We start from the raw sequence: 25,267 nt of genomic DNA on the forward strand, positions 1-25,267 counted from the left end.
ACGCGAGGCTGGCAAACGACAGGAGCGTGGCAGATGTTGGCGCGGTACATCAAGTCCCAGATCATGGTGCTCATCTGCGGCGGCCTCGTCGGCCCCATCTTTTTGGCCGTCTACTTCGCCACGGGCCAAAGCGTCTACTTGAAGTGGATGTTCTGGGTCGGGCTGCTGATCACCGCCGCCGACGTGCTCATCGCGTTGGCGCTGGCGAATTTCGGCGCAAAGTCCGCCGCCAAGACTGCGGCCCTCGAACAGAGCGGCGTGCTGGCGCTGGCGCAGGTCGTCGGCATCCATGAGACCGGCACCCGCATCAACGAGCAGCCGTTGGTGAAGATCGACCTGCAGATCTCCGGTCCCGGCATCGCGCCGTTCGCGACCCAGGACCGGGTGATCGCGTCGATCGCTCGGCTGCCGATGATCACCAGCCGCAAGTTGGTCGCACTCGTCGATCCCGCCACCAACGAATACCAAATCGATTGGGAGCGAAGCGCATTGGTGGCCGGTGTGATGCCAGCGAACTTCACGATCGCCGAGGACAACACGACCTACGACCTCAGTGGCCAGGCCGGTCCGCTGATGGAAATCCTGCAGATCCTCAAGGCCAACGGTATCGGGCTCAACAACATGATCGATCTTCGCGCGAACCCTGCGGCCCGCGCGCAGGTGCAGGCCGTGGTCCGGCGTGCTGCCGAACCCCAACAAGCGCCCGCGGCGCAGGCACCCGCGCCTGCCGGGGCGCCCTCGTATGCCGCTGCGCCCGAGCCGACCACGGCGCAGCGCCTTCAGGAACTGGAAACGCTGCGGGCCACCGGTGCCATCTCCGACGACGAGTACAACGCGAAACGTCAGCAGATCCTGTCCGACCTTTAACCGGAATTCGCAATGCGGCCCACCCGCCGTCGCATAGGCTTCTTGCGACGTGACGGCTACGGAGCAACCCGAAAAGGTAACTGAGAAGGTCAGTCTCCCCACACTGACCGCGATGGTCGTCGGCTCGATGGTCGGAGCCGGAGTGTTCCTGCTGCCTCACCGGTTCGGTGTGGTGACCGGCGTCCTCGGTGCGGTCATCGCTTGGACCATCGCGGGCACTGGAATGTTGATGCTTGCCTTCGTGTTTCAGCGGTTGGCGATGCGCAAGCCGAACCTCGACGCGGGCATCTTCGCCTACGCCAAGGCTGGATTCGGCGACTACATCGGCTTCAACTCGGCGATCGGCTACTGGGCGTCGGCCTGCGCGGGTAACACCTTCTACTGGGTGCTGATCACGGCGACCATGAGCGCGCTGGTGCCAGGATTCGGCGACGGCGACACCGTACTCGCGGTGATCGTTTCCGCGGTGGGCGTGTGGCTGTTCGCCCTGCTCGTGATGCGGGGCGTCAAGGACGCCGCGGTGATCAATTACATCGTCACTATTGCCAAGGTCGTGCCGATTCTGGTGTTCATCGTGATCGCGATCGTCGCGTTCCAGGCCGGCACATTTGCCGACAACTTCTGGGGCGACAAGGAATACACCTCTTCCTCGGTGTGGGACCAAGCCGTCGGCACGATGCTGATCACGGTATTCGTGTTTCAAGGCATCGAGGGCGCGAGCGTGTACTCGCGGATGGCGCGCAAGCGAGAGGACGTAGGCCGGGCAACGGTCATCGGTTTTCTGGGTGTTCTCAGCGTCTTCGCGTTGGTGACATTGGTGTCATACGGCGTAATGGGCCAGGGCGAACTGGCCGGTATCAGCCAACCTTCCATGGCGTCCGTCCTCGAATCCGTGGTGGGCCCCTGGGGGTCGATCTTCATCCGTGTCGGTGTCATCGTGTCGGTGCTGGGCGCCTACCTCGCATGGACATTGATGGCCGCCGAGGTTCTGTACATCCCCGCCAAGACCGATGACATGCCGCGATTCCTGGCTCGCAACAACCGGCACGGCGCGCCTGCGACCGCACTCATCATGGCTGGCGGCTTCGTCACTCTGTTGCTCATCGCTCTGTTGTTTTCGGCTGACGCGCTCAACTTCATGCTGGACCTGACCGCCGCGCTGGCGCTGATCCCGTACTTCCTGGCGGCCGCCTACGCGCTGAAGCTGACAATCACTCGGGACACCTACGACGACGGAAAGTCGCTTGTACCAGACATGATCGTCGCCGGTGTGGCGACGGCATACACGGTGTTTCTGGTCTACGCGGCCGGTATGGACAAGCTCTTGTTGTCGTGCATCTTGTACGCACCGGCGGCCGCGCTGTACTTCAAGGCGCGCCGGGAACGCGGACTACGGGTGTTCAGGCCCGCCGAGGCGGTGCTGTTCGTCCTGATCGTCATCGGCGCCATCGCGGGTGTGGTGTCCCTGGCAACTGGGGCGATCGAAATCTAGTGGTGCTGACTGAGGAAGGAACGACGGTGACGAATACCTCTGCGGCCTATGGCGTTCACTCTGAAGTCGGCAAGCTACGCAAGGTCCTGGTGTGCTCACCAGGGCTCGCGCATGAACGGCTCACCCCGACCAATTGTGACGACCTGTTGTTCGACGACGTGCTCTGGGTGCAGAACGCCCGTCGAGACCACTTCGATTTCATCGACAAGATGCGCGAACGCGATGTCGAGGTCGTTGAACTGCACGATGTGCTCACCGAGACGATGCAGGATCCCGCCGCTAAGGCATGGCTGCTCGATCGCAAGATCGTACCGAACGAGGTGGGGCTCGGGCTTGTCGACGACACCCGCGGCTACCTGGACTCACTTGCGCCCCGCCAGCTCGCGGAGCTGCTGATCGGCGGAATGTCGACCCGCGACCTGCCCGCCGAACTGCGGTCGGGTTACCGATCGTTGGCGCGCGAAAGCACCGGTGTCACAGAGTATTTGATGCCGCCGCTGCCCAACACGCTGTACACCAGGGACACCACCTGCTGGATATACGGGGGCCTGACGCTCAACCCGTTGTTCTGGCCTGCGCGACACGACGAGACGCTGCTGATGAAGACGATCTATGAGTTCCATCCCGACTTTGTCGGTTCGAAGGTGTGGTGGGGTGATCCCGAAAAGCAGTGGGGCATGGCCACCTTCGAAGGCGGCGACGTGCTGGTCCCCGGCAACGGTGTGGTCATCATCGGGATGAGCGAACGCACGTCGCGCCAGGCGATCACGCAAGTGGCATCGAGGCTGTTCGCCGAGGAGGCGGCGACGCAGGTGATTGTCGCGGGTATGCCGAAGCTGAGGGCGGCGATGCATCTCGACACCATCTTCACCTTCGCCGACCGCGATGTCGTGACCATCTATCCCGGCATTGTGGATGCGCTTCAGACCTTCACGCTGCACCCCAGTGACAACGACATCAGCGTCGAGGTGGTCGAGGCCACCAAACCGTTCGTCGAAGTCGTGGCCGCCGCGCTCGGCTTCGGCAAGTTACGGGTGGTCGAAACCGGCGGGACCGCGTACGACTCGGAGCGCCAACAGTGGGACAGCGGCAACAACCTGGTCGCCGTCGAACCGGGCGTGGTGTTCGCCTACGACCGCAACACCCATACCAACACGCTGCTGCGCAGGGCGGGGATCGAGGTGGTCACCATCGTGGGCGCCGAACTCGGACGCGGGCGCGGCGGCGGCCATTGCATGACCTGTCCGCTGATCCGGGACCCCGCCTGACAGCCGTACTAGAACACGTTCCAGTTCGCTGTTAGCCTGGTCCGCGGGCTCGTGAAAGGAGCAGCGGTGACAGGAGCGAACGGCGGCCTGGAAGGACGAGTGGCCTTCATCACGGGGGCGGCGCGCGGCCAGGGCCGGGCGCATGCGATTCGGTTGGCCACCGAGGGCGCCGACATCATCGCGATCGACGTCTGCGGCCCGATCTCGGAGACCATCAGCTATCCGCTGGCCACGTCGGACGAATTGGCCGAAACAGTGGCTGCGGTGGAAGCCACCGGCCGTAAGGTGCTGGCCCGCGAGGTCGACATCCGCGACCTGCCCGCGCTACAGCAGGCCGTCGCCGACGGTGTCGAGCAGTTCGGCCGCCTCGATATCGTCGTCCCCAACGCCGGGGTGCTGAGCTGGGGCCGGATGTTCGAGATGTCCGAAGAGCAGTGGGACACCGTCATCGACGTCAACCTCAACGGCACGTGGCGGACCATCAGGGCGGCGGTGCCCGCGATGATCGAAGCGGGCAACGGCGGATCGATCATCGTGGTCAGTTCGTCGGCGGGCCTGAAGGCAACTCCCGGCAACGGACACTACTCGGCGTCGAAGCACGGCTTGGTGGCGCTGACGAACGCGTTGGCGATCGAAGTGGGGGAGTACGGGATTCGAGTCAACTCCATTCATCCGTACTCGATCGACACGCCGATGGTCGAGAAGGAAGCGATGATGGCGATCTTCGCCAAGTATCCGCAGTACCTGCACAGCTTCGCGCCGATGCCTTACCACCCGGTGAATCACGAGGGCAAGAAGGGGTTGCAGGAATTCATGACGGCCGAGGAGGTGTCGGACGTCGTGGCGTGGCTGGCCGGTGACGGCTCCAGGACCATCTCGGGCAGTCAGATCGCCGTCGATCGCGGCACCATGAAGTACTAGCGGTGTTGTAGCGGCCGACTCCTCATCTGGCCGTGCCGGCCAGCATCGTCGTCAGCCGGGCAGCACAAGCACCGGAACAGGGCTGTGCCGCAGGATCTTCGAGCCGCGCGAACCCAGGAACACCCTCGCAATTCCGCCAACGGGCGACGTGCCGATCGCGAGTAGATCACCGTCCTGCCAGTCGGCCGCGTCCAGCGCCTCGTCCCAACCGTTGCCGGTAACCACTTGCAAATCCACATCCGCACCGACCACGCGGTCGGTTTTCAACTGCGCCAGGGTTTCTCGAGCGTGTGACGCCAACTGCTCCAGGATCGACTCTTCGGCGCTCAGCCCGACTTCCGGCGGGTACATGGTGCGGCCGCGTATTGCGAATGTGATGACCCGCATCGGTACGTTGAGCCGCTCACCCAACGCGGCAACGCGTTTGACCACGTGCAAAGTTTCCGGCGTGCCGGGATACGCCGCCGTGATCCTGCTCAGACTGCCGTTTTTTGCGCCACGGTAGCCTCGGGGGGCGATGGCCATGGGCACCGGTGACGAGTGCAGCAGTCGGTCGGCCGTCGATCCGACCACCACCTGGCCGAGACTGCCGCCGGACGCAGAGCCAAGCACGAGTACCTCTGGTGTAAGTTCGGCCGCCGCCTCCAACAGTCCGCCCGACGCGGACCGGTGGGCCACCTTGTGGTAGGCGACGTCGACGCCATCGGCGATGGCACCGATGTACTCCTGGGCCTGCTTGGCCGAGTTGGCGGCCAATTGTTCGGCATATTGCGCATATTCGGCGTCGATGCGGCCCAGCGACGGGGTCATCCACGGTCGCGGTACGACAGTGACGATCACCAGAGTCGTGTTGAGTGTCTTGGCGGCTTCGGCAGCCAAACACAGCGGCGCGCGGCCGCCTTTGCCTGCCAGATAGCCGACCACGACAGTCATTGGTGTTCCTTCGGCGGCGAGACGAAGTGGTGATCCTTCGGCGCATCGACGAACATGACGTCGTCGTCACCCGGCACGGCGGTCGGGATATAGCCGTCTGCCCCACCGGCATTGAGCGCGCTGTGGTGGCGGCCCCAGATCAAGTAGAACAGCAGCACGGCGCCGACACAGCCACCGAATACCAACCACGTCTCCCAACGCAGCCCGGACAGTATCCACACGCACGCGGCGACGGCCAGAACCGGCGTCACGGGATAGCCAGGAACCTTGAACGGCCGCTCCAGATTCGGCTCGCGCACCCGCAGGATGATCACGCCGATCGACACCACGCTGAAGGCGACCAGCGTGCCGATCGATACCGCATCCAGCAGCCAGTTCAACGGGATGAACCCGGCGAGGATCGCCGTGACGACCGCGACGATGATCGTGTTGTTCACCGGGGTCATCGTCCGCGGATTCACCTTGGCGAACATCGAGGGCAGCAGCCCGTCGCGGCCCATCGCGAACAAGATCCGGGTCTGGCCGTACAGCACGACCAGCGTCACGGAAAAGATCGAAATCACCGCGCCCGCAGCCAGAATCGTGCTCGCCCAGGTGCCACCGGTGATGTTCTCGAGAATCACCGACAGCCCGGCTTCGGCCTGCGCGTCCGAACCGAACTCGGCGGCATCCTGGGTGCCGAGGCCTGCGAACGCCACCAGGATGTAGAAGCTGGTGACGATGATGAGCGCGGCGATGATGGCGCGCGGCATGGTCTTCTGCGGATTCTTGACTTCGTCGCCGGCCGTCGATACCGCGTCGAGGCCGATGAACGAGAAGAAGATCATGCTTGCCGCCGCGGTCACACCCGTGAAGCCCTTGTCCCAGAACCCGTGGAAGTGGTCGGCATTGAACGCGGTCAGCGCGATGACGATGAACATCGCCAGCACGCCCAGCTTGATGATCACCATGATGCTGTTGACGAGCGCCGACTCGCTGGCACCGCGGATCAGCAGTAGCGCGCACATGAAGATCAGCAGCACGGCAGGCAGGTTCACGACGCCGGGGGCCGAGTCCCACGGCGCCGCCGTGAGCGCCTGCGGCAACTGCCAGCCGAACAGGTTGTCCATCAACTTGTTGACATAGCCGCTCCAGCCCACGGCGACCGCCGAGATCGAAACGCCGTATTCAAGGAGCAGGCACGCCGCGACACCCATCGCGACGAACTCGCCGAGTGTCGTGTACGCGTAGGAATAGGTCGAGCCCGATACCGGTACCGAGGACGCCATCTCGGCATAACAGAGTGCCGACAGCCCGGCGGCGATCGCGGCGATGAGGAACGAGATGAGCACCGCGGGTCCCGCCTCGGGCACCGCCGCCGACAGCACGAAGAAGATGCCGGTGCCCACCGTCGCGCCAACGCCGAACATCGTCAGCTGGAAGGTGCCGATACTTCGTTTCAGGTGATCGGAGGCGCCGTGTGCGACCGGCGCGCCTGCAACAGGCCTGCGGCGCAGTAGTTGTTCGGAGAGGCTCTGTGATGGAGCGGTCATGGCGCCTCCTGTGGTGCTTACATTGAACTACCGGTCAAGTGTGAACCCGACTCGGCCAAAACATCGGCGAACTGAGCAATCGCCCAATCGATTTCCTCGGCGGTGATGACCAGCGGCGGAGCGAACCGCAGCGTCGACCCATGGGTGTCCTTGACCAATACGAAGCGGTCAGCCAGTCTCTTGCTGATCTGTTTGCCTGTGGCCAGCGACGGATCGATGTCGACGCCCGCCCACAGGCCCTTTCCGCGCACCGCGACCACGCCGTGCCCAATCAGCGCGCGCAGCCGGGTGTGCAGCCGTTCACCGAGTTCGGCTGCGCGGGACTGGAATTCGCCACGCGCCAGCATTCCGACCACAGTCGTCGCGACTGCCGCGGCCAACGGGTTGCCGCCGAAGGTCGAGCCGTGTTCGCCAGGGTGCAGCACCCCGAGGATGTCGCGGTTCGCCACCACCGCCGATACCGGAACCACGCCGCCGCCAAGGGCCTTGCCGAGCAGATACATGTCGGGCACCACTGCCCAGTGGTCGCAGGCGAACGTCCGTCCGGTGCGGGCCAACCCGGACTGGATCTCATCAGCGATCATCAGCACATTGCGCTCGGTGCACAAGGCGCGCACGCGCGGCAGGTAGTCGTCGGGTGGCACGATGATGCCCGCCTCACCCTGGATGGGTTCGATCAGCACCGCGACCGTGTCGTTGTCGATGGCCGCGGCCAGCGAGTCGGCGTCACCGAACGGCACCGCACGAAAGCCGGGCGTGTAGGGGCCGAAGCCGCGGCGCGCGGTCTCGTCATCGGAGAAGCTGATGATGGTGGTGGTGCGGCCGTGGAAGTTGTTGCGAGCGACGACGATATTGCCTTTGTCGGCCGGCACGCCCTTGACGTCGTGACCCCATTTGCGGGCCACCTTGATACCGCTTTCGACGGCCTCGGCGCCGCTGTTCATCGGGAGTACCATCTGCTTGCCGCACAGCGCGGCCAGCGCCTCGCAGAACGGCCCGAGCCGGTCGGAGAAAAAGGCTCGGCTGACCAGGGTCACGGCGTCGAGTTGCGCGTGCGCCGCGGCGACGATCTCTGGGTGGCGATGTCCGAAGTTCACTGCCGAGTACGCGGCAAGGCAGTCCAGGTAGCGGCGGCCTTCCACGTCGGTGATCCATGCGCCTTCGGCGCTGGCGGCCACCACCAGAAGTGGCGAATAGTTATGGGCGACATAGTGATCGTCGAGGGCGATGGCCGCGTCGGTGGCCGTCGCGGAATCCAGGATCGTCACGGATGTACCTCCAGGGTGCAACATTTGACGGAACCCCCACCCTTGAGCAGTTCGGACAGATCGACACCGACAGGCCGGAACCCGGCTGAGCGCAGTTGCTCGGCGAACCCGGTTGCTGCGGAGGGCATCACCACATTCAGTCCGTCGGACACGACGTTCAGACCAAGCACATCGGCGTCGATGTCGGCGACTTCGATTGCGTCGGGAAACAATTCGAGCAGCGTCGTGCGCGCCTCGGCGCTGAACGCCCGCGGGTAGTACGCGATGGTGGTGTCGTCGAGCACGGCCAGCGCAGTGTCGAGATGGTAGAACCGCGGATCGACCAATTCCAGGCTCACGACCGGCATCTGCACGTGCGCCGCGATCTCGGCGTGGGCCTCGGGTTCGGTGCGGAAGCCATACCCCGCCAACACGATCGAGCCGACGACGAGCAGGTCACCTTGGCCTTCATTGACGTGGCGCGTTTCGGCGGGCTGGAAGCCGTGGCGTGTCATCCACTCGGCGTAGGCGGCCGACTCACCTGCGCGCTGCGGGTAGGCGAACCTGGCGACCACGGCCCTGCCGTTCACCAACAGACCGCCGTTGGCGGCGTAGACCATGTCGGGTAGGCCGGGGACCGGCTCGACCAACTCCACCGTGTGGCCGAGTTCCTTGTACGTCTGCCGCAGCGTCTCCCATTGATTCAGCGCGACATGGGTGTCGACGGCTGTCGAGGTGTCCATCCATGGGTTGATGGCGTAGTCGACGGCGAAGAAGGTCGGCGCCGTCATGGCGTAGTGGCGAGGGCGCGCCCTGCGCGAAATCGTCATGATTAAACGGTATGAGTTCGCGATTTTGCAATCAATCGCCGTCCATTGCGTGTTGACCAGCGATCTATTGTGTGAAACTCGAAAGGGCGTCAGTTTGTTGTGCGGAGGTGGTGAGTGTGGAACGGTTGGACGACACCGACGAGCGCATTCTCGCTGAATTGGCCGAGGATGCCCGTGCCACCTACGCCGAAATCGGTCAGCGCGTGAACCTGTCCGCGCCCGCCGTGAAGCGGCGGGTCGACCGCATGCTGGACAACGGGGTCATCCGCGGCTTCACCACTGTCGTGGACCGCAACGCCCTCGGCTGGAACACCGAGGCCTACGTGCAGGTGTTCCGGCACGGCACCATCGCCCCCGACGAGTTGCGGAAGGCATGGATCGACATACCCGAGGTGGTCAGTGCCGCCACGGTCACCGGCACCGCCGACGCGATCCTGCACGTGCTGGCCCGCGATATGCGCCATCTCGAGGAGGCGCTCGAGCGGATCCGCTCCGCAGCCGACGTCGAGCGCAGCGAAAGCATCGTGGTGCTCACCAACATCATCGACAGGATGCGGGGCTAAGAGCTCAATCGCAGGGTGGCGGACACAACGGTACGGGCATCGTGTAAGAACTGCGCATGACTACCCGAGGACGATCCCGCGTGAGGATCGCAGCGAGGACCGGGCGGGGACCGGTGGGCCCACGCCCGCAGGGCAGGGGACGAGGGGGAGTCGAGCTATGAGCATCAGTGGCGGCATCGTGATCATCGGCGGCGGGTTGGCCGCCGCGCGCACCGCCGAGCAGTTGCGCCGCTCGCAGTACACGGGGCCCATCACCATCGTCAGCGACGAGGACCACCTGCCCTACGACCGGCCGCCGCTGTCCAAGGAAGTGCTGCGCGCCGAGACCGATGACGTCACCCTCAAGCCTGCTGAGTTCTACGCCGAGCAGAACATCACGCTGCTACTCGGCAACGGTGCCCGTTCGGTGGACACAGAAGCGAAAACGGTGACGCTCGCCGACGGCAGCACGTTGCCCTATGACGAGGTGGTCATCGCTACGGGGTTGGTGCCCAAGCGGATTCCGTCGTTTCCCGACCTTGCCGGCATCCATGTGCTACGTAACTTCGATGAGAGCCTGAAGCTTCGCAAGGAGGCCGACACCGCCCGCACTGCCGTCGTGGTCGGTGCGGGCTTCATCGGCTGCGAGGTGGCGGCCAGCCTGCGTAAGCTCGGCGTTGACGTCGTCCTGGTGGAGCCGCAACCCGCGCCGTTGGCGTCGGTGCTCGGCGAGCAGATCGGTGAGCTGGTGGCGCGGCTGCACCGCGCTGAGGGTGTCGACGTGCGCTGCGGCGTCGGGGTGGCCGATGTGCGCGGTACCGAGAAGGTCGAGAAAGTCAGGCTCAGCGACGGCGCCGAACTCGATGCGGACATCGTCGTCGTCGGCATCGGCTCACAGCCCGCAACCTCGTGGCTGGAGGGTACCGGCATCGAGGTCGACAACGGTGTCGTCTGCGACGAGAAGGGGCGCGCCAGCGCGCCGCACGTGTGGGCGATCGGCGACGTGGCCTCCTGGCGCCATCCGGTCGGACATCAAGTGCGCGTTGAGCATTGGAGCAATGTCGCCGATCAAGCCCGTGTTCTGGTGCCTGCGATGCTGGGTCAGGATGCGCCGTCGGCTGTCTCGGTGCCGTACTTCTGGAGCGATCAGTACGACGTCAAGATCCAATGTCTCGGCGAACCGGAGGCCACCGACATCGTGCACGTCGTCGAGGACGACGGCCGCAAGTTCCTGGCCTTCTATGAGCGCGACGGTGTGGTCGCGGGTGTCGTCGGCGGCGGCATGCCGGGCAAGGTGATGAAGGTGCGTTCCAAGATCGCCGGTGGCGCGCCGATCGCCGACGTGCTCGGCTAGAACTCGCCGAGGTAGAAGCGCGAGCCCTGGTCGTCGGCGCACTGCGCGGACTTGCCGTACGGCTGCTGCGACGGTTCGTCGATGACGGTGCCGCCCGCCTCGCGAACCCGGGCCACGGCGGCGTCGACGTCGTCGACCGTCCACATCGGCACCGTCACCGCAGCGGCGCTACCGCCTGCGACGCCCGCCATCGGATGGGTCTGCGAAACGCCCCAACCGTCCTCGATGCGGCCGGGCTCGAACGTCCAGTGCAGCACCCGGCTGTAGAACGCCCTGAAGGACGTCGAATCGGGCACCTCGTAGGTGATGTACGAAAGTTCGCCTGGCCCAGAACCATTCAGCGCAGGACGGGGGACCCCAGGGTTCGGTTGGAAGACGGCGAACGAGGCGCCCTGCGAATCGGTGGCACCGCACAGCGTGCCGAAGTCGAACTGCTCGAGTTCGTCGACCGTGCCGCCGCCGTCGACGATCGCCTGCCGAGCGCCCGCGAGGTCGGCCACCGCGTAGGCGCAAAACAGGGTCGGCGCGACGTCGACGGAGTAGATCCCGATGCGCTGCGTGGTGTTGGTGACCTGATGAGTCTGCGGGTCGTAGCTCCAGCCAAGCACGTGGCCGTAGAACGCCGCGGCGCGATCGGCATCCGGTGTCCACACCGACACATAGCCTGCGTCGCCGTGCTGGATCTGCACCGGCACGCCGGTGACCGGCCCACTGAGCATCCATCGATGCCCGAACGGATCGACGATGGTCGCGTTGCGCGCGCCGTGGTTCTCGTAGGGCTCGCGCTGCACCTGCGCCCCACGCTCGCGGGCACGTTCCAGTGTCGCGTCGGTATCAGCGATGTGCAGCATCAGGCTCACTGAAGTGGCTTGCGGAGTTGGCGCTTTCAGCCCCAGTTCGGGGTATTCGTCGGCGAGGTAGAGCACGCCGTCGCCGATGTTCAACTCGGCATGCCCGATGCGGCCGTCCGCCATTTCGAACGGTTCACCGGCGACCGCCGCCTCGAATACGTCGATGTACCAGGCGATGGCCGCCCTGGCATCGGCGACAGACAGGTACGGCAGTGCTGCGGGCCGCGGAGGAGCGGGCTTGACAGCGGGTTCGTTGAGCTCGGCGATGGCGGTGTCGGTGCCGCTCATGACAACTCCTTGCATCTGATCGGGTTGGGCCTCAAAGAAACTCATCGCGGATTCCAGTCGGGCGCGCAGCCGGGCCGCGAACGCCGGATCGGGCGCAACCGGAAGCTCGTCGCCGTGGAGCACAGTCAGCGGATCGTGGCTGTTGTTCATGACTGCCCTCCTTCCGCCTCTGGGTAATGCGATCTGAACGCCCGCCGTGCCCGCACCAACAGCGCCTCGGTGGCGTGCACGGTGCGGCCGATCAGCTCGGCGCACTCTGGCACCGAGCAGTCGTCCATGTAGCGCAGCGCCAATACCGTGCGGTGTTGCTCGGAAAGCCTGGCCAACACGCCTTCGGCGACGATGCGGTCAAGGGCAGCGTCCCAGTCATCGGCCGGGACGGGCTCGGGCAGTTCGGCCACCGGCACGCTGAACCGGTCCTGCCTGCGCCGGTAATGGTCGGCAAGCTTGTGCCGCGCGACGCCGAGCAGCCACGGCACGCTGATCGCCTGCGGCGTCGTCCTGCGCGCGGCATCCACCGCCGCCAGGAACGTCTCGGATGTCAGATCTTCGGCCGTTCCGCGGTCGCCGCAGCGTCTGACGAAGTAGCCGTACACCACCGGCAGCGCATCGTCGTACAACGCCAGCAGGGCATGCGCAGCGTCGGTGCCACTCGGTTCGGCGCTCACACCCGTATCGTCGCCGCGCGGGCGCCAACTCCGACGCGGGAATTCAAGAATTCTTTCCGCGGCCGATGTCGTCGAGCGCGGACAACCCGGCGCTGACGGTATCGAACGCACGGCCAAGCGCCTCCGGCAGCGAAACCGACTCGTCGGCCAGCCAGTTCTCATACGCGGACAGCGCAACGCCGAGCATGGTCCACGCCACCGTCTGCGGCACGATGTCTGCCGCCTTGGCGCCGGTACGCTGCGCGACGAACGTGGCGACGACGGCTCGCCAGCCGGCGTACATTGTCATCGAATATGCCTGCAGGGCAGCGGTTTCCAGGATGACCCGCATCCGTTGTCGGTGCCTTGCGGTCTCCTGCTCGTCGAAGCTGTTGAACGCCAGGAGCGCGGTGCGCAGTGCCTCGCCGATCGGAACACCTGGCTCCAGTTCGTTGAGCAGATCGCGCATGTGGTCCAGGTGGGCATCGAAGTCGCCCCATGGCAACGCGTTCTTCGACGGGTAGTAGCGAAACAGCGTGCGTCGGGCGATACCGGAGGCTTCGGCGACGTCGTCCACGCTCACGTCGTCGAACCCGCGGGCAGCGAACAGATCGATGGCCACGTTGGAGATGTGGTCGGTGGTCGTGGAGCGCCGTCGGCCCACCCGGTGTCCCGAACTCCGCCTCGCCACCACCCCGCCCTTCCATTTCGGCACTCGATGCCATATTCTTGCGATCTCGATCACAATTGTCGACCACTGTGACTGGAAAGGTGCGGTTGATGGAACCGAATCAGCAGGTTGAGGCCGAAGAGCTCGTCACCGAGACGCTGGTCGAAGAGGTGTCGATCGACGGGATGTGCGGGGTCTACTGACCGTGGCGACGCCTGCCGCGGCGTTCGATCCGGATCTGCGCTGGCGCCTGCATCGTCAGGTGGCGGTGCGGCCCGAGTCGTTCGGTGCGCTGCTCTATCACTTCGGCACGCGCAAGCTGTCGTTTCTGAAGAACCGGACGATCGTCGAGGTGGTCAACTCTCTTGACGACCATCCCGACGCTCGTTCGGCGTGCCGGGCTGCGGGGATCGATGACTCGCAACAGGCGCCCTATCTGCACGCGCTCGGCGTACTGGCCGAGTCCAAGATGCTCGTATCGGGAGAAGCATGACGTCTGTCGCGCCTGTGCCGCGCTTGGTCGAACAGTTCGAACGTGGGCTCGACGCGCCGATCTGCCTGACGTGGGAGCTCACCTACGCCTGCAATCTGGCGTGTGTGCACTGCCTGTCCTCGTCGGGTAAACGCGACCCCCGCGAACTGACCACCCAGCAGTGCAAGGACATCATCGACGAGCTCGAGCGGATGCAGGTGTTCTATGTCAACATCGGCGGCGGCGAGCCGACTGTGCGGTCCGACTTCTGGGAGCTCGTCGACTACGCCACCGCGCATCACGTCGGTGTGAAGTTCTCCACCAACGGCGTGCGGATCACCCCCGAGGTGGCAAAGCGGCTTGCCGCAAGCGATTACGTCGATGTGCAGATCTCCCTGGACGGTGCCACCGCTGAGGTCAACGACGCTGTGCGTGGCCGTGGTTCGTTCGCAATGGCCACCCGCGCGCTGCAGAACCTTGCCGATGCCGGTTTCACCGACGCCAAGATTTCGGTTGTCGTCACACGACAGAATGTCGACCAGCTTGACGACTTCGCCGCTCTGGCAGCACGTTACGGCGCGACGCTGCGGATCACTCGGTTGCGTCCGTCCGGCCGCGGCGCCGACGTGTGGGATGAACTGCATCCGACCGCTGAACAACAGGTGCAGCTGTACGACTGGCTGGTCGCCAAGGGTGACCGGGTGCTCACCGGCGACTCGTTCTTCCACCTGTCGGGCCTTGGTGAGCCGGGAGCGCTCGCCGGACTCAACCTCTGCGGCGCCGGCCGGGTGGTCTGTCTGATTGATCCGGTCGGTGACGTGTACGCCTGTCCGTTCGCCATTCATGATCGGTTCTTGGCCGGAAACATCTTGGTGGATGGCGGTTTTCAGAATGTCTGGAAAGACGCGCCGCTGTTCCGCGAGCTGCGTGAGCCGCAGTCGGCGGGTGCGTGCAGCAGCTGCGGGCACTATGACAGCTGCCGGGGCGGCTGCATGGCCGCCAAGTTCTTCACCGGTCTGCCACTCGACGGGCCGGACCCCGAATGCGTGCAGGGCTACGGCGCGCCTGCGCTCGCCCGAGACCGGGTGAAGCCCAAGTCCAGTGTCGACCATTCACGAAGCGCACCGGTGATGTTGAAACTGCTGACCAAACCACCGGCGCGCCTCTGCAACGAAAGTCCGGTGTGAGTCATGGCGCGCGACCAATGGTTCGAAACGGTGGCGTTCTGCCAGCAGGCAGCGAAGAAGCGGCTACCGAAATCGGTGTACAGCTCACTGGTGGCGGCCAGTGAGCGAGGAGTGACGGTCGCCGACAACGTCGACGCGTTCGCCGAGCTCGGTTTCGCGCCTCACGTGATCGGTGCGCTCGAGAAGCGAGATCTCGCCACAACCGTGATGGGACAAGAGATTTCGCTGCCCGTACTGATCTCGCCGACCGGTGTGCAAGCGGTCCATCCAGACGGTGAGGTCGCCGTCGCACGTGCCGCTGCGGCGCGCGGCACCGCGATGGGCCTTTCGTCGTTCGCCAGCAAGCCGATCGAAGAGGTGATCGCCGCCAACCCGAAGTTGTTCTTCCAGGTGTATTGGCTCGGCGGTCGTGACGCGATCGCGGCGCGGGTTCAGCGTGCGCGGGAGGCGGGTGCCGTCGGTCTGATCGTGACCACCGACTGGAGTTTCTCGCACGGCCGGGACTGGGGTAGCCCCAAGATCCCCGAGGAGATGGACCTGCGGACCACCGTGCGCATGCTGCCGGAGGGTTTGACCCGTCCGCGCTGGTTCTACCAGTGGGCCAAGACCATGCGGCCGCCGAACCTGCGGGTGCCCAACCAGGCGGCCAGGGGAGAGGCCGGGCCGCCGTTCTTCGCTGCATACGGCGAGTGGATGGGAACGCCCCCGCCCACCTGGGAGGACATCGCGTGGCTTCGTGAATTGTGGGGTGGGCCGTTCATGCTCAAGGGTGTGATGCGCGTCGATGACGCCAAACGCGCTGTGGACGCTGGGGTTTCGTCGATCTCGGTGTCCAACCACGGTGGTAACAACCTGGACGGCACGCCTGCGTCAATTCGGGCACTGCCTGCGATCGCCGAAGCGGTCGGCGACGAGGTGGAGGTGCTGCTGGACGGCGGTATCCGCCGTGGCAGCGACGTGGTCAAGGCACTGGCGCTCGGTGCGCGGGCCGTCATGATCGGGCGGGCATACCTGTGGGGCCTGGCTGCCAACGGTCAAGCCGGGGTTGAGAACGTGCTCGACGTCCTGCGGGGCGGCATCGATTCGGCACTGATGGGTCTGGGCCGCGCGTCGGTCCACGATCTTGTTGCCGGCGACGTGCTGGTCCCGCCGGAGTTCGCTCGAACGCTCGGTGTCCCCCCGACGTCCGACTCCTGAGCGGGCAAAATCGGTTCGGGGTCAAATGGCCTGGTACAGGCGTGGCGCAGGGGACTGGCGGGGCTGGGCTTCGCCGTCGGGGGAAAATCCACGGAAATCAATTGCTGCGCATGCGCCAACAATTGGCGCACGCCAGTTGAATTCGGCCTACCATCGGCGGGTGGCTTTCCTCACCGAGCTCGCGAACTCAGCGTCGAGGCAGCTTCAGGGCACGTTGCCCGCGTTGATCATCCCGGTCGGTTCGGTGGAACAGCATGGACCCCACCTCCCGCTGGACACCGATACGCGCATCGCCACCGCCGTCGCTCGTTCGGTTGCTGGCCAACTACCCCGAACGGATGAATGCAACTGGGCGTTGGCTCCCGCGATCGGTTACGGGGCGAGCGGAGAGCATCAAGGCTTCGCAGGCACGGTGTCCATCGGCACGTCAGCACTGCGATTGCTGCTGGTGGAGTTCGGCCGTTCCGCCTCGCAATGGGCCTCGCGGCTGGTGTTCGTCAACGGCCACGGCGGAAACGTCGAGGCGCTCGCGGCCGCGGTGGCTTTGCTCCGATACGAGGGTCGCGACGCGGCCTGGTGCTCGTGTACATCGAAGAACGCGGACGCGCACGCGGGCCACACCGAAACCTCTGTAATGCTACATATTTCGCCAGCCGACGTGCGGGCCGAAGAGCTGCTCGCCGGCAACCGCGAGCCGCTGGCTCAGTTGATGCCGCAACTACGGCAGGGCGGTGTCGCTGCCGTCAGCGAACTCGGTGTGCTCGGCGACCCGACGACCGCCACGGCGCAGGAAGGTGAACGGATCCTCACCGAGATGGTGGACGCGTGTTTGCAGCGCATCATCCGGTGGGCGCCGGGCCGCGACGGGATGTTGACATGACAGGGCCGCGCTTGCCCGACGGCTTCGCCGTCCAGGTCGATCGCCGGGTGAAGGTGCTCGGTGAGGGCTCCGCACTTCTCGGCGGCTCACCCACCAGACTGCTGCGGCTCGCGCCGGCCGCGCAGACGATGCTCAACGGCGGCAGGCTAGAGGTCCATGACGCGGTCAGCGCACAACTCGCGCGCACTTTGCTCGACGCGACCGTCGCCCATCCGCGGCCGGCAAGCGGCCCATCGCACCGCGATGTGACAGTGGTTATCCCCGTGCGGAACAACACATCTGGCTTACTGCGCCTGGTCGGCACGCTGCGTGGAATGCGCGTGGTGGTAGTGGACGACGGGTCCATGACGCCGGTGCAGCAGAGCGACTTCGCCGACATGCACTGCGACATCCAAGTGCTGCGACACACCCGCAGCAAGGGGCCCGCCGCGGCGCGTAACACCGGCCTGGCCGCATGCAGCACTGACTTCGTGGCGTTCCTGGACTCTGACGTGGTGCCCCGACGTGGGTGGCTCGAAGCGCTCCTCGGGCACTTCTGTGATCCCGCCGTCGCTCTCGTCGCACCGCGAATCGTGAGCCTGCGACAAGCCGACAACCTGGTCGCGCGTTACGAGGCGGTTCGTTCGTCGCTCGACCTGGGATTGCGTGAGGCTCCGGTGGTGCCCTACGGGACCGTGTCCTATGTGCCGAGCGCTGCCATCATCTGCCGGCGCTCGGTGCTGAAGGAATTGGGCGGCTTCGACGAGACACTCAAGTCAGGTGAAGACGTCGACCTGTGCTGGCGTTTCATCGAAGCAGGTGCCAGGCTGCGCTACGAACCGATCGCGCTCGTCGCGCACGATCACCGCACGCAGGTACGAGACTGGTTCATACGCAAGGCGTTCTATGGTGAATCGGCCGCACCGCTGTCGATCCGACACCCCGGCAAGACGGCGCCGCTGGTGATTTCCGGATGGACGCTGGTGGTGTGGATCCTGCTCGCGATGGGTTCGGGAGTCGGGTACCTGGCGTCGTTGATCGTCGCGGCGATCACCGGCCGTCGCATCGCCAACTCACTGAGCACCGTCGAGACCGAACCAAGGGAAGTCGCGGTGGTCGCCGCGCACGGCCTGTGGTCCGCCGCTTTGCAGTTGGCTTCTGCGATCTGTCGACACTACTGGCCCCTCGCGATGATCGCCGCGCTCCTGTCCCGGCGGTGTCGGCAGGTGGTGCTCGTGGCGGCCGTCATCGACGGCGTCGTCGATTGGATCACCCGCAACGGCAACGTCGATGACGACACCAAGCGGATCAGCCTGCTGACCTACGTCCTGCTCAAGCGCCTTGACGATATCGCCTATGGCGTCGGACTGTGGACCGGGGTGGTCCGCGAACGGCACGCAGGCGCCCTGAAACCGCAGATCCGGACCTGACGCGCCGTTGCACCTGAACTCTTCTGTTCCACGCGTCCACAGCGATGTTCTCGTCATCGGTGCCGGCAGCGCTGGATCCGTTCTCGCCGAGCGCCTTTCCGCCGACGAGCGATGCCGGGTAACCGTTGTCGAAGCCGGCCCTGGACCTTCGGACCCGCAAGTCTCCACCCAGATCAGCGACGGCCTGCGACTGCCGATCGGACACGCCAGTTCGGTGGTGCGCCGCTACCCGACCACCCTGACCGATGCGCCCAAACGCCATGCCCAGATCATGCGCGGAGCGGTGGTCGGCGGATCAGGCGCGGTGAACGGTGGCTATTTCTGTCGGGGGCTGCCGACGGATTTCGACGGCTGGCGGCTTCCCGGCTGGACCTGGTCCGACGTGCTGCCGCACTTCCGCACGATTGAAACCGACCTCGATTTCAACACCGCGTTGCACGGTTCGGAAGGGCCGATCCTCGTTCGACGTGTATCCGAATTCGACGGCTGCACAGCGGCTTTCGTGCAGGCCACGAGTGACGCGGGGTTTCGGTGGCTCCCCGATCTGAACGGTGCTACGGCTGAGGAGTCGTTGCCGACAGGCGTCGGGGCAGTGCCTCTGAACATCAACGGCGGGACCCGAGTCGGCCCAGGTGGTGCCTATCTGAAGCCTGCGATGGGCCGGACGAACCTCACGCTGTTGACCAACACGCGCGCCAGGCGGGTGCGAATGGCCGGCGGCAGGGCCGTCGGTGTGGAGTGTGTCGGACCGGAGGGCGCATTTCAGCTGACCGCTGACCGAGTCGTGCTGTCGGCCGGTGCGATCGGTTCAGCCCAATTGCTGATGCTGTCCGGTGTGGGGTCGCAGCCGGTGCTGCAGGTGGCGGGGATACCGGTGGTCGCAGATCTTCCCGTCGGCCTGGCGTGCGTGGACCATCCGGAACTCGTGCTGCCTGTGCACTGGTCGGGGACCCACGGACTGCCGCCGCTGGAGGCCGTCCTGACCACCGACTGTCTCGAGATCCGGCCTTACACAGCCGGTTTCGGCGCGATGATCAGCGGCCGCAAGAACGATCCCGCCGACCGACCGCACATCGGCGTCGCGTTGATGCAACCGCAGTCCCGTGGCCGTGTTGCGCTGGCCTCCGCCGACCCGGACACGCCACCCGTCATCGAGCATCGCTACGACAGTGAACCGGCAGACGTCGCCAAGCTGGAAACGGGCGCGGAGCTGGCTCGCGAACTAGCAAGGGCCACAGCCAAGGTGGGCCGGTTTTCGTGGTCCACTTCCCAGCATCTGGCGAGAACCGCACCTATGGGCGTCGATGAGGATTCCGTCGTCGACCCGCGGTGCCGAGTCCACGGCATCGACAACTTATGGGTGGTCGACGGATCGGTGCTGCCTGCGATCACCAGCCGGGGACCGCACGCAACGATTGTGATGCTTGGTCACCGCGCGGCCGAGTTCATCGCCGCTGCCGCCTGAGGAACTGGAACTGTTGACCGTCACGGCCCGGCGACCACACGGCGACGAAGGCGGCCGCCACCCACAAGCTGATCGACATCACCAGCAGCGAGAGGTCCATCGACTGTATGAATGCGGACTCTGCGAGATTCGCCAGCCGTGCTCCCTGCGGACCCAGTCGGTCCGCGACGGCCAATGCATTGGCCAGTGACTCGAGCGCCTGATCACGAACCTGTTCGGGAAATCCGGTCAGCCCTGGCGCAAGAACGTTGTGATATTGCGCCGCAAGAACGGAACCAGCGACTGCGATCCCTACGGCGGCGCCGACCTCGCGGGTGGTGTCGTTGACCGCCGAAGCGACGCCCTGCTTCTCGTTGGGCACCGCGTTCATGATCGCCGAAGTCGTTGGCGCGACGCATAACCCGATTCCGGTGCTGGTGATCAACAAGGGCCAAGCGAGATCCAGATAACTCGATCCGGCATCGAGGAAGCGCATGCTGAAAAGCCCGATTCCGATCAGGAACAACCCCGAAGCCACCGCCACCCGCAGTCCGATCTTCGGCAGGTAGAGATGCAGCGTGGCGCCAAGCGCCATGATCGGCACCGCCAACGGCGTGAGAGCGAATGCGGTCTGCAGCGCGCTGTAGCCGAGAATCAACTGCATGAATTGCATTTCGACGAAGAAGAATCCGAAGTTGGCGAAGAAGAGAAAGGTGATGCCGATCGCGCCGACGGCGAAATCGGGTCTGCGGAACAGTCGAACGTCGAGCAGTGGATGTCCACGCCGTAGTTCGACCACCGCGAAGACGGCGGCCAACGCCACCCCTGCACCCATGCAGCCCCACACGATCGGGTGCGTCCAACCGCGCACCGGCGCCTCCACGACTCCGAACACGAACACCGCGACGGCACCGCCGATCAGAGCGGCGCCCACCCAGTCGATTGGTGTCGCGGTCTCGTCTCGCGACGAGGCGATACTGCACGTGCAGATGAACAGAACGACGCTGGCCGCGGTGAAGCCGTAGAAGATCGACTCCCACGAAAAGAACTTCAGTAGCAGCCCGGTGCCCATGAAACCGAAGACGGCGCCCGAGCTTGCGACGCCCGCCCAGATGCCAACGGCCTTGTTGCGCTCGGACTTCGGGAATGCGGCGGTCAATAGTGACAACGTCGCGGGCATGATGAACGCCGCCCCGGCACCCGCGGCCGCCCGCGCCACGATGATTTGGACGGGACTGTCGAAGATGGTCGGTGACAGCGAGGCGATGGCGAAGATGGTCAGCCCCGCCAGCAGCGCGCCGCGCCTGCCGTATCGATCGCCGATAGCGCCGGCGGGCAGCAGCACGCAGGCGAGCACCAAGGTGTAGCCGTCGACAATCCACGTCAGCTGTGTCTGGGTAGCCGAAGTCTGCACCGCGATATCCGGCAACGCGGCATTGAGCGCAACCATCGACGCGATCACCAACAACACGTCGAGGGCGGCGACCGTCAACAGCCAGATGCGCGCGCGGTGGGACAGGGAGGCGACGCTACCGGGGATATCCTGGTCGGATCGAGCGAGGGTGTCGACCATATGGGTCGTCTCCTTTGGTGGAATGTTTTTGAGACTAACAGTCTCGTTACGAGACCGATAGTCTTGTCTTCCCCTTCGGAGGTGTTGTAAACGAGATGACGGCGACAAGCAGTGATCCTCGGCCCGCGCGATCGCGCGCGCGGTTACTCGACGCCGCGACCGCTCTGTTGCGGGCGGGAGGCCCGAGCGCGGTCACGATCGACGCCGTCACCCGTAGCGCCAACGTAGCGAGGGCGACGCTGTATCGCCACTTCGGTAGTGCCAACGATCTTTTGGCGGCGGCGTTCGTGAGCCTGCTGCAGCCCGCGCCGATGCCGCCTGCTGAGGGCACCCTGCGCGATGACCTGATCGCGGTGGTGGTGGGGTGGGCGGACTCCATCGCCGAGGTGCCCGCGATGCTCACCGCGATGACATGGCTTGCGTCAGGGCCGGACGCCGTCTCGACCGATGTGGGTCAAGTCGACTCCGAGGCCGTCGGCACCCTGCGCTCGCGGATCATCCAGTTGTATTCAGCGCCGTTTCAAGCGCTGTTCGACAGCCCGCAGGCCGCCGCGGAACTCGAGGAGGTGGACCTGGTTCAAGCGATCGCGCTGTTGATCGGACCGCTGGTCCTCGGCCGACTCTCCACGTTCGCCGACTTCGACTACCGCCGCTGTGCCGAGGCGGCTGTCGACGGGTTCCTGGCCACCCACACCAAGAAACGGCGAAATCACTTGACCGAGTAGCGAATCGGCAGGTGTTTTAGACCGCCGACGAACGTGGTCGCGGAAAGCTCTGGCTTGCCTGCCAATTCGATGGACTCCAGCCGGGGAATCAGTTCGGTGAAGAGGCTGTTCATTTCCATCCGCGCCAACGCCGCCCCCAGGCAGAAGTGCACACCATAGCCGAATGACACGTGTCGGTTCGGGTCGCGGCCGACGTCGAAGCGGAACGGATCGGAGAACACCTCCTCGTCCCGATTGCCCGAAACGTAAGCCAGGTAGACGGATTCCCCTTTCGCGATCGGCACTCCACGAACGACCGTGTCTCGGGCCGCCGTCCGCATGAATTCCTTGACCGGGGTGGCCCAGCGGATCATTTCCTCGACCGCGGTCGGCATCAGGTCCATGTTCTCCCGCAACCGGTCGAGTTCGCCGGGATTCTCGATCAGCGCAAGCAGCCCTCCTGACATCGCGTCCTTGGTGGTGTCGTGACCGGCGCTCGCGATGATCACGTAGTAGGACAGTGTGTCCATGTCGGACATGTAGTCACCGTCGATGCGGCCGTTGGCGATCGCCGACGCCAGGTCTTCTGTGGGATTGGCCCGGCGCGAGGCCGTCAGCGCCGAGAAGTAATTGAAGAAATCGGCGAGCACGGCCAGCAGGTCCTCCGTCGAACCGCCGCGCTGATGTTCCTCGTCGTCGCCGCCGAACATCTCCTGGGTCAGCTTCATCATGCGGGGGAAGTCGTCCTCGGGCAGGCCGAGGAGCGAAAGTATCACGTACAGAGGGAAGTTGACCGCGACATCCTCGACGAAGTCGCATTCTTGCCCGATGTCGCGCATGGTGTCGACATAGCGCTTCGCCAGTTCATCCACCCGAACCTTCAGGTCCCGCATCGCCTTCGGGCGAAACCAGTCGGCGCCGATGGCGCGGACTTTGCGATGGTGAGGGTCGTCCATGTGGATCAGCGTGCGGATGCCCATGCCGGCTTCCTGTTGTGCTTTGAGCACATCGTCGGCCTCGGCCCTTGCGAGCAGGGGTCGAGGCTCGGACAGCCAGAGTTCGTTGTCGCGCTCGATGGCCATGATGTCGGCGTGCTTGGTGATCGCCCAGAACGGCCGGTAGGGCGGGTTGTCCACCCAGGCGACCGGATTGTTCGCCCGCAGATGGGTCAGCGCCGCGTGCAGTCGCGCGTCGTCGGCATAGCCCTTGGGATCGGCTAGTACCTTCGCGGCGTCATCCATCGTCGGCGTGCTCATTCGGGCTCCTCACTGCCGTGCTGCGGCGGAACTTGACGGGTGTCAAGTTCGGAGTCTATGTGACGCGGACCACCTGTGGGAAGGGGGGTGGTCTTCCGCCGCCACTAGGCTTCAATTCTGTGGCCCCCGGATCGTTTCATCGCCTGTTGGCGCTCGCCTTCAGCGTGATGCTTGCGGTCGGATGCGGCCGCGGCGAGACTGAGCCGCCGAAGATCGCTCAGCCATCGGATCCGGCGGTGGTGCAGACGGCCGCGGGCGCGGTGCGCGGTGTCGTCGCTCCCGATCATCGGCTGTTCGCCGGAATTCCTTACGCCGCTCCGCCCACCGGTGCGTTGCGATGGCGACCGCCTGCGCCGGCCCACGCTTGGCAAGGTGTGCGCGACGCCACCCGCTTCGGCCCGAGATGTCTGCAGGACCCCGGCGGCGATCCGGAATTCGGGCGGCAGACCGACGAGGACTGTCTGACGCTCAACGTGTGGACACCGCCGGCGAACAGGGGCGACGAGAAGCTGCCGGTAATGGTGTGGATCCACGGCGGTGCGTTCATCAACGGAAGCGCCGGCGTCTACGACTCGCGCTGGCTGGCCGACCGCGGCGACATGATCGTGGTCACCGTGAACTACCGGCTGGGCGCGATGGGCTTTTTGGCGCATCCGGCGCTCGGGGCCGCAGGCGACGTCGGCAACTACGGCCTTGCGGACCAGCAGGCGGCGCTGCGGTGGGTGCGCGACAACGTCGCCGACTTCGGCGGTGATCCGGAGAAGGTGACGCTGTCGGGCGAGTCGGCGGGCGGTATGTCGGTCTGCGACCACCTGGTGGCCCCGGATTCGGCAGGATTGTTTCGGGCGGCGATCATCCAGAGTGCGCCCTGTCAGGCCCAGCTTGCGCTGCCCGCCGCGGAGCAGGCCAGCATCGACTACGCGGCCCAACTGGGTTGTGGCGACATGCAATTGGCCGCGCAGTGCCTACGCGCGTTGCCTGCGGGCAAGCTCCGGGAACCGGTCTGGTACTACCGCATCGGTGCCGACGCGCTAAGCGGCCCGGTGATCGGTACCTCGCGGTTGCCGATCGACCCGATGGCCGCCCTCGCTGAGGGTCGTGCCGCCCGAGTGCCGGTGTTGATCGGCAGCAACCGCGATGAGTTCACGTTGTTCGTCGCGCTGCAGTACCTGCGGAAGGGGGAATACAGCGCGGGCCAGTATCCGCAACTGCTCGGTGAGACGTTCGGTGCAGCCGCCGCCGCGGTCGAAGCCCGCTATCCGCTTCAGCGATACAACTCTGTGCCCCTTGCCTATTCGGCGGCCGTCACCGACGGGGTGTTCGCCTGTCCGACCGCTCGGATGAGCGACGCGCTGGCACGGACGGGATCGGTATACGCGTACGAGTTCAACGACCGAGATGCGCCGACGCCCGAGCCGATGCGCAAGCTGCCGTTCCCGGTGGGGGCGAGCCATTCGCTGGAATTGCGGTATCTGTTCGACGTCGGCGGCGCCCCGCCGCTGAACGCCGCCCAGCAGGCGCTGTCCGACCAGATGATCGACTACTGGGCACATTTCGTCCGCACCGGCGAACCCGGTGGGCAATGGCCCGCGTTCGGCGGCGACAAAAAGCGGTTGTCGTTTCAGGCGGGCACAAGCACCGTGACCGCCGACTTCGACGACGCTCACCAGTGCGCGTTCTGGGCAAGCGTGAAAGGTTGACCG

Annotated in this window: 24 protein-coding genes; 15 read left to right on the plus strand and 9 right to left on the minus strand. The window is 65.3% G+C overall.

Annotated elements, in window-relative coordinates:
- Positions 1–33: 33 nt before the first annotated feature.
- The 4 genes from ACGFK1_RS05815 (at position 34) to ACGFK1_RS05830 (ending at position 4,548) form a co-directional block, all read left to right on the plus strand.
- On the plus strand, positions 34–867 hold the full coding sequence (locus ACGFK1_RS05815; RefSeq protein ID WP_393426988.1) for an SHOCT domain-containing protein: 834 nt from the start codon (positions 34–36) through the stop codon (positions 865–867).
- Positions 868–916: 49 nt separating this feature from the next.
- Positions 917–2,359, plus strand: coding sequence for a basic amino acid/polyamine antiporter (locus ACGFK1_RS05820; RefSeq protein ID WP_393426991.1), 1,443 nt, complete (start codon positions 917–919; stop codon positions 2,357–2,359).
- 26 nt (positions 2,360–2,385) lie between these two features.
- Positions 2,386–3,627, plus strand: a complete 1,242-nt coding sequence (locus tag ACGFK1_RS05825; RefSeq protein ID WP_393426994.1) for an arginine deiminase — start codon at positions 2,386–2,388, stop codon at positions 3,625–3,627.
- Positions 3,628–3,714: 87 nt separating this feature from the next.
- The gene (locus ACGFK1_RS05830; RefSeq protein ID WP_393427861.1) at positions 3,715–4,548 is read left to right on the plus strand and encodes a mycofactocin-coupled SDR family oxidoreductase; all 834 of its coding nucleotides are present in this window, start codon (positions 3,715–3,717) and stop codon (positions 4,546–4,548) included.
- Positions 4,549–4,599: 51 nt separating this feature from the next.
- Here ACGFK1_RS05830 and ACGFK1_RS05835 read toward each other — a convergent pair whose 3' ends face one another.
- The 4 genes from ACGFK1_RS05835 to ddaH are packed head-to-tail and all read right to left on the minus strand — an operon-like array spanning position 4,600 to position 9,090.
- On the minus strand, positions 4,600–5,481 hold the full coding sequence (locus tag ACGFK1_RS05835; protein WP_393426997.1) for a universal stress protein: 882 nt from the start codon (positions 5,479–5,481) through the stop codon (positions 4,600–4,602).
- Positions 5,478–7,013: an amino acid permease gene (locus tag ACGFK1_RS05840; RefSeq protein WP_393427000.1), complete on the minus strand. Its 1,536-nt coding sequence runs from the start codon at positions 7,011–7,013 to the stop codon at positions 5,478–5,480. The genes ACGFK1_RS05835 and ACGFK1_RS05840 overlap by 4 nt, the downstream gene beginning before the upstream one ends.
- A gap of 17 nt (positions 7,014–7,030) precedes the next feature.
- Positions 7,031–8,305, minus strand: a complete 1,275-nt coding sequence (gene rocD / locus ACGFK1_RS05845; protein WP_393427002.1) for an ornithine--oxo-acid transaminase — start codon at positions 8,303–8,305, stop codon at positions 7,031–7,033.
- Complete coding sequence (gene ddaH, locus ACGFK1_RS05850; RefSeq protein WP_393427005.1) at positions 8,278–9,090, minus strand: dimethylargininase; 813 nt, start codon at positions 9,088–9,090, stop codon at positions 8,278–8,280. The genes rocD and ddaH overlap by 28 nt, the downstream gene beginning before the upstream one ends.
- 116 nt (positions 9,091–9,206) lie before the next feature.
- Between ddaH and ACGFK1_RS05855 the strand changes: the two genes are divergently transcribed.
- Both ACGFK1_RS05855 and ACGFK1_RS05860 read left to right on the plus strand, forming a co-directional pair.
- The gene (locus ACGFK1_RS05855) at positions 9,207–9,653 is read left to right on the plus strand and encodes an Lrp/AsnC family transcriptional regulator (protein WP_393427007.1); all 447 of its coding nucleotides are present in this window, start codon (positions 9,207–9,209) and stop codon (positions 9,651–9,653) included.
- A gap of 157 nt (positions 9,654–9,810) precedes the next feature.
- Entirely contained in the window at positions 9,811–10,986 is a 1,176-nt protein-coding gene (locus tag ACGFK1_RS05860; protein ID WP_393427010.1) for an NAD(P)/FAD-dependent oxidoreductase, read from the plus strand.
- Here the strand turns inward: ACGFK1_RS05860 and ACGFK1_RS05865 are convergent.
- The 3 genes from ACGFK1_RS05865 to mftR are packed head-to-tail and all read right to left on the minus strand — an operon-like array spanning position 10,983 to position 13,487.
- The gene (locus tag ACGFK1_RS05865; RefSeq protein ID WP_393427013.1) at positions 10,983–12,275 is read right to left on the minus strand and encodes a VOC family protein; all 1,293 of its coding nucleotides are present in this window, start codon (positions 12,273–12,275) and stop codon (positions 10,983–10,985) included. The genes ACGFK1_RS05860 and ACGFK1_RS05865 overlap by 4 nt on opposite strands.
- Positions 12,272–12,793: an RNA polymerase sigma factor gene (locus ACGFK1_RS05870; RefSeq protein WP_393427016.1), complete on the minus strand. Its 522-nt coding sequence runs from the start codon at positions 12,791–12,793 to the stop codon at positions 12,272–12,274. Before ACGFK1_RS05870 ends, ACGFK1_RS05865 begins: the two co-directional genes overlap by 4 nt.
- 43 nt (positions 12,794–12,836) lie before the next feature.
- The gene (gene mftR, locus ACGFK1_RS05875; RefSeq protein ID WP_393427019.1) at positions 12,837–13,487 is read right to left on the minus strand and encodes a mycofactocin system transcriptional regulator; all 651 of its coding nucleotides are present in this window, start codon (positions 13,485–13,487) and stop codon (positions 12,837–12,839) included.
- Positions 13,488–13,552: 65 nt separating this feature from the next.
- On the opposite strand from mftR, the gene mftA reads away from it, so the two are divergent.
- The 7 genes from mftA to mftG all read left to right on the plus strand — a co-directional run bounded on the left by mftA (position 13,553) and on the right by mftG (position 20,052).
- Positions 13,553–13,645 (plus strand): mycofactocin precursor MftA, encoded by a 93-nt coding sequence (gene mftA, locus ACGFK1_RS05880; protein WP_192722083.1) that lies wholly within the window; start codon positions 13,553–13,555, stop codon positions 13,643–13,645.
- Positions 13,630–13,935, plus strand: a complete 306-nt coding sequence (gene mftB, locus ACGFK1_RS05885; RefSeq protein WP_393427023.1) for a mycofactocin biosynthesis chaperone MftB — start codon at positions 13,630–13,632, stop codon at positions 13,933–13,935. Before mftA ends, mftB begins: the two co-directional genes overlap by 16 nt.
- Entirely contained in the window at positions 13,932–15,101 is a 1,170-nt protein-coding gene (mftC, locus tag ACGFK1_RS05890) for a mycofactocin radical SAM maturase (protein ID WP_393427026.1), read from the plus strand. The genes mftB and mftC overlap by 4 nt, the downstream gene beginning before the upstream one ends.
- Positions 15,102–15,104: 3 nt before the next feature.
- On the plus strand, positions 15,105–16,298 hold the full coding sequence (gene mftD, locus ACGFK1_RS05895; RefSeq protein WP_393427029.1) for a pre-mycofactocin synthase MftD: 1,194 nt from the start codon (positions 15,105–15,107) through the stop codon (positions 16,296–16,298).
- A gap of 136 nt (positions 16,299–16,434) precedes the next feature.
- On the plus strand, positions 16,435–17,178 hold the full coding sequence (gene mftE / locus ACGFK1_RS05900) for a mycofactocin biosynthesis peptidyl-dipeptidase MftE (RefSeq protein WP_393427032.1): 744 nt from the start codon (positions 16,435–16,437) through the stop codon (positions 17,176–17,178).
- Positions 17,175–18,587, plus strand: coding sequence for a mycofactocin biosynthesis glycosyltransferase MftF (gene mftF, locus ACGFK1_RS05905; RefSeq protein WP_393427035.1), 1,413 nt, complete (start codon positions 17,175–17,177; stop codon positions 18,585–18,587). The genes mftE and mftF overlap by 4 nt, the downstream gene beginning before the upstream one ends.
- A 7-nt stretch (positions 18,588–18,594) precedes the next feature.
- Entirely contained in the window at positions 18,595–20,052 is a 1,458-nt protein-coding gene (gene mftG / locus ACGFK1_RS05910) for a mycofactocin system GMC family oxidoreductase MftG (RefSeq protein WP_393427038.1), read from the plus strand.
- Here the strand turns inward: mftG and ACGFK1_RS05915 are convergent.
- Positions 20,033–21,604, minus strand: a complete 1,572-nt coding sequence (locus tag ACGFK1_RS05915; protein WP_393427041.1) for an MFS transporter — start codon at positions 21,602–21,604, stop codon at positions 20,033–20,035. The genes mftG and ACGFK1_RS05915 overlap by 20 nt on opposite strands.
- A 95-nt stretch (positions 21,605–21,699) precedes the next feature.
- Here ACGFK1_RS05915 and ACGFK1_RS05920 point away from each other — a divergent pair, with 95 nt between their 5' ends.
- Positions 21,700–22,329 (plus strand): TetR/AcrR family transcriptional regulator, encoded by a 630-nt coding sequence (locus tag ACGFK1_RS05920; RefSeq protein ID WP_393427044.1) that lies wholly within the window; start codon positions 21,700–21,702, stop codon positions 22,327–22,329.
- Here the strand turns inward: ACGFK1_RS05920 and ACGFK1_RS05925 are convergent.
- On the minus strand, positions 22,314–23,564 hold the full coding sequence (locus ACGFK1_RS05925) for a cytochrome P450 (RefSeq protein ID WP_393427047.1): 1,251 nt from the start codon (positions 23,562–23,564) through the stop codon (positions 22,314–22,316). The genes ACGFK1_RS05920 and ACGFK1_RS05925 overlap by 16 nt on opposite strands.
- A 167-nt stretch (positions 23,565–23,731) precedes the next feature.
- Here ACGFK1_RS05925 and ACGFK1_RS05930 point away from each other — a divergent pair, with 167 nt between their 5' ends.
- Complete coding sequence (locus ACGFK1_RS05930) at positions 23,732–25,264, plus strand: carboxylesterase/lipase family protein (protein WP_393427862.1); 1,533 nt, start codon at positions 23,732–23,734, stop codon at positions 25,262–25,264.
- Positions 25,265–25,267 lie beyond the last annotated feature (3 nt).

Source organism: Mycobacterium sp. NPDC048908 (genome assembly GCF_043197955.1).
GTDB lineage: Bacteria > Actinomycetota > Actinomycetes > Mycobacteriales > Mycobacteriaceae > Mycobacterium.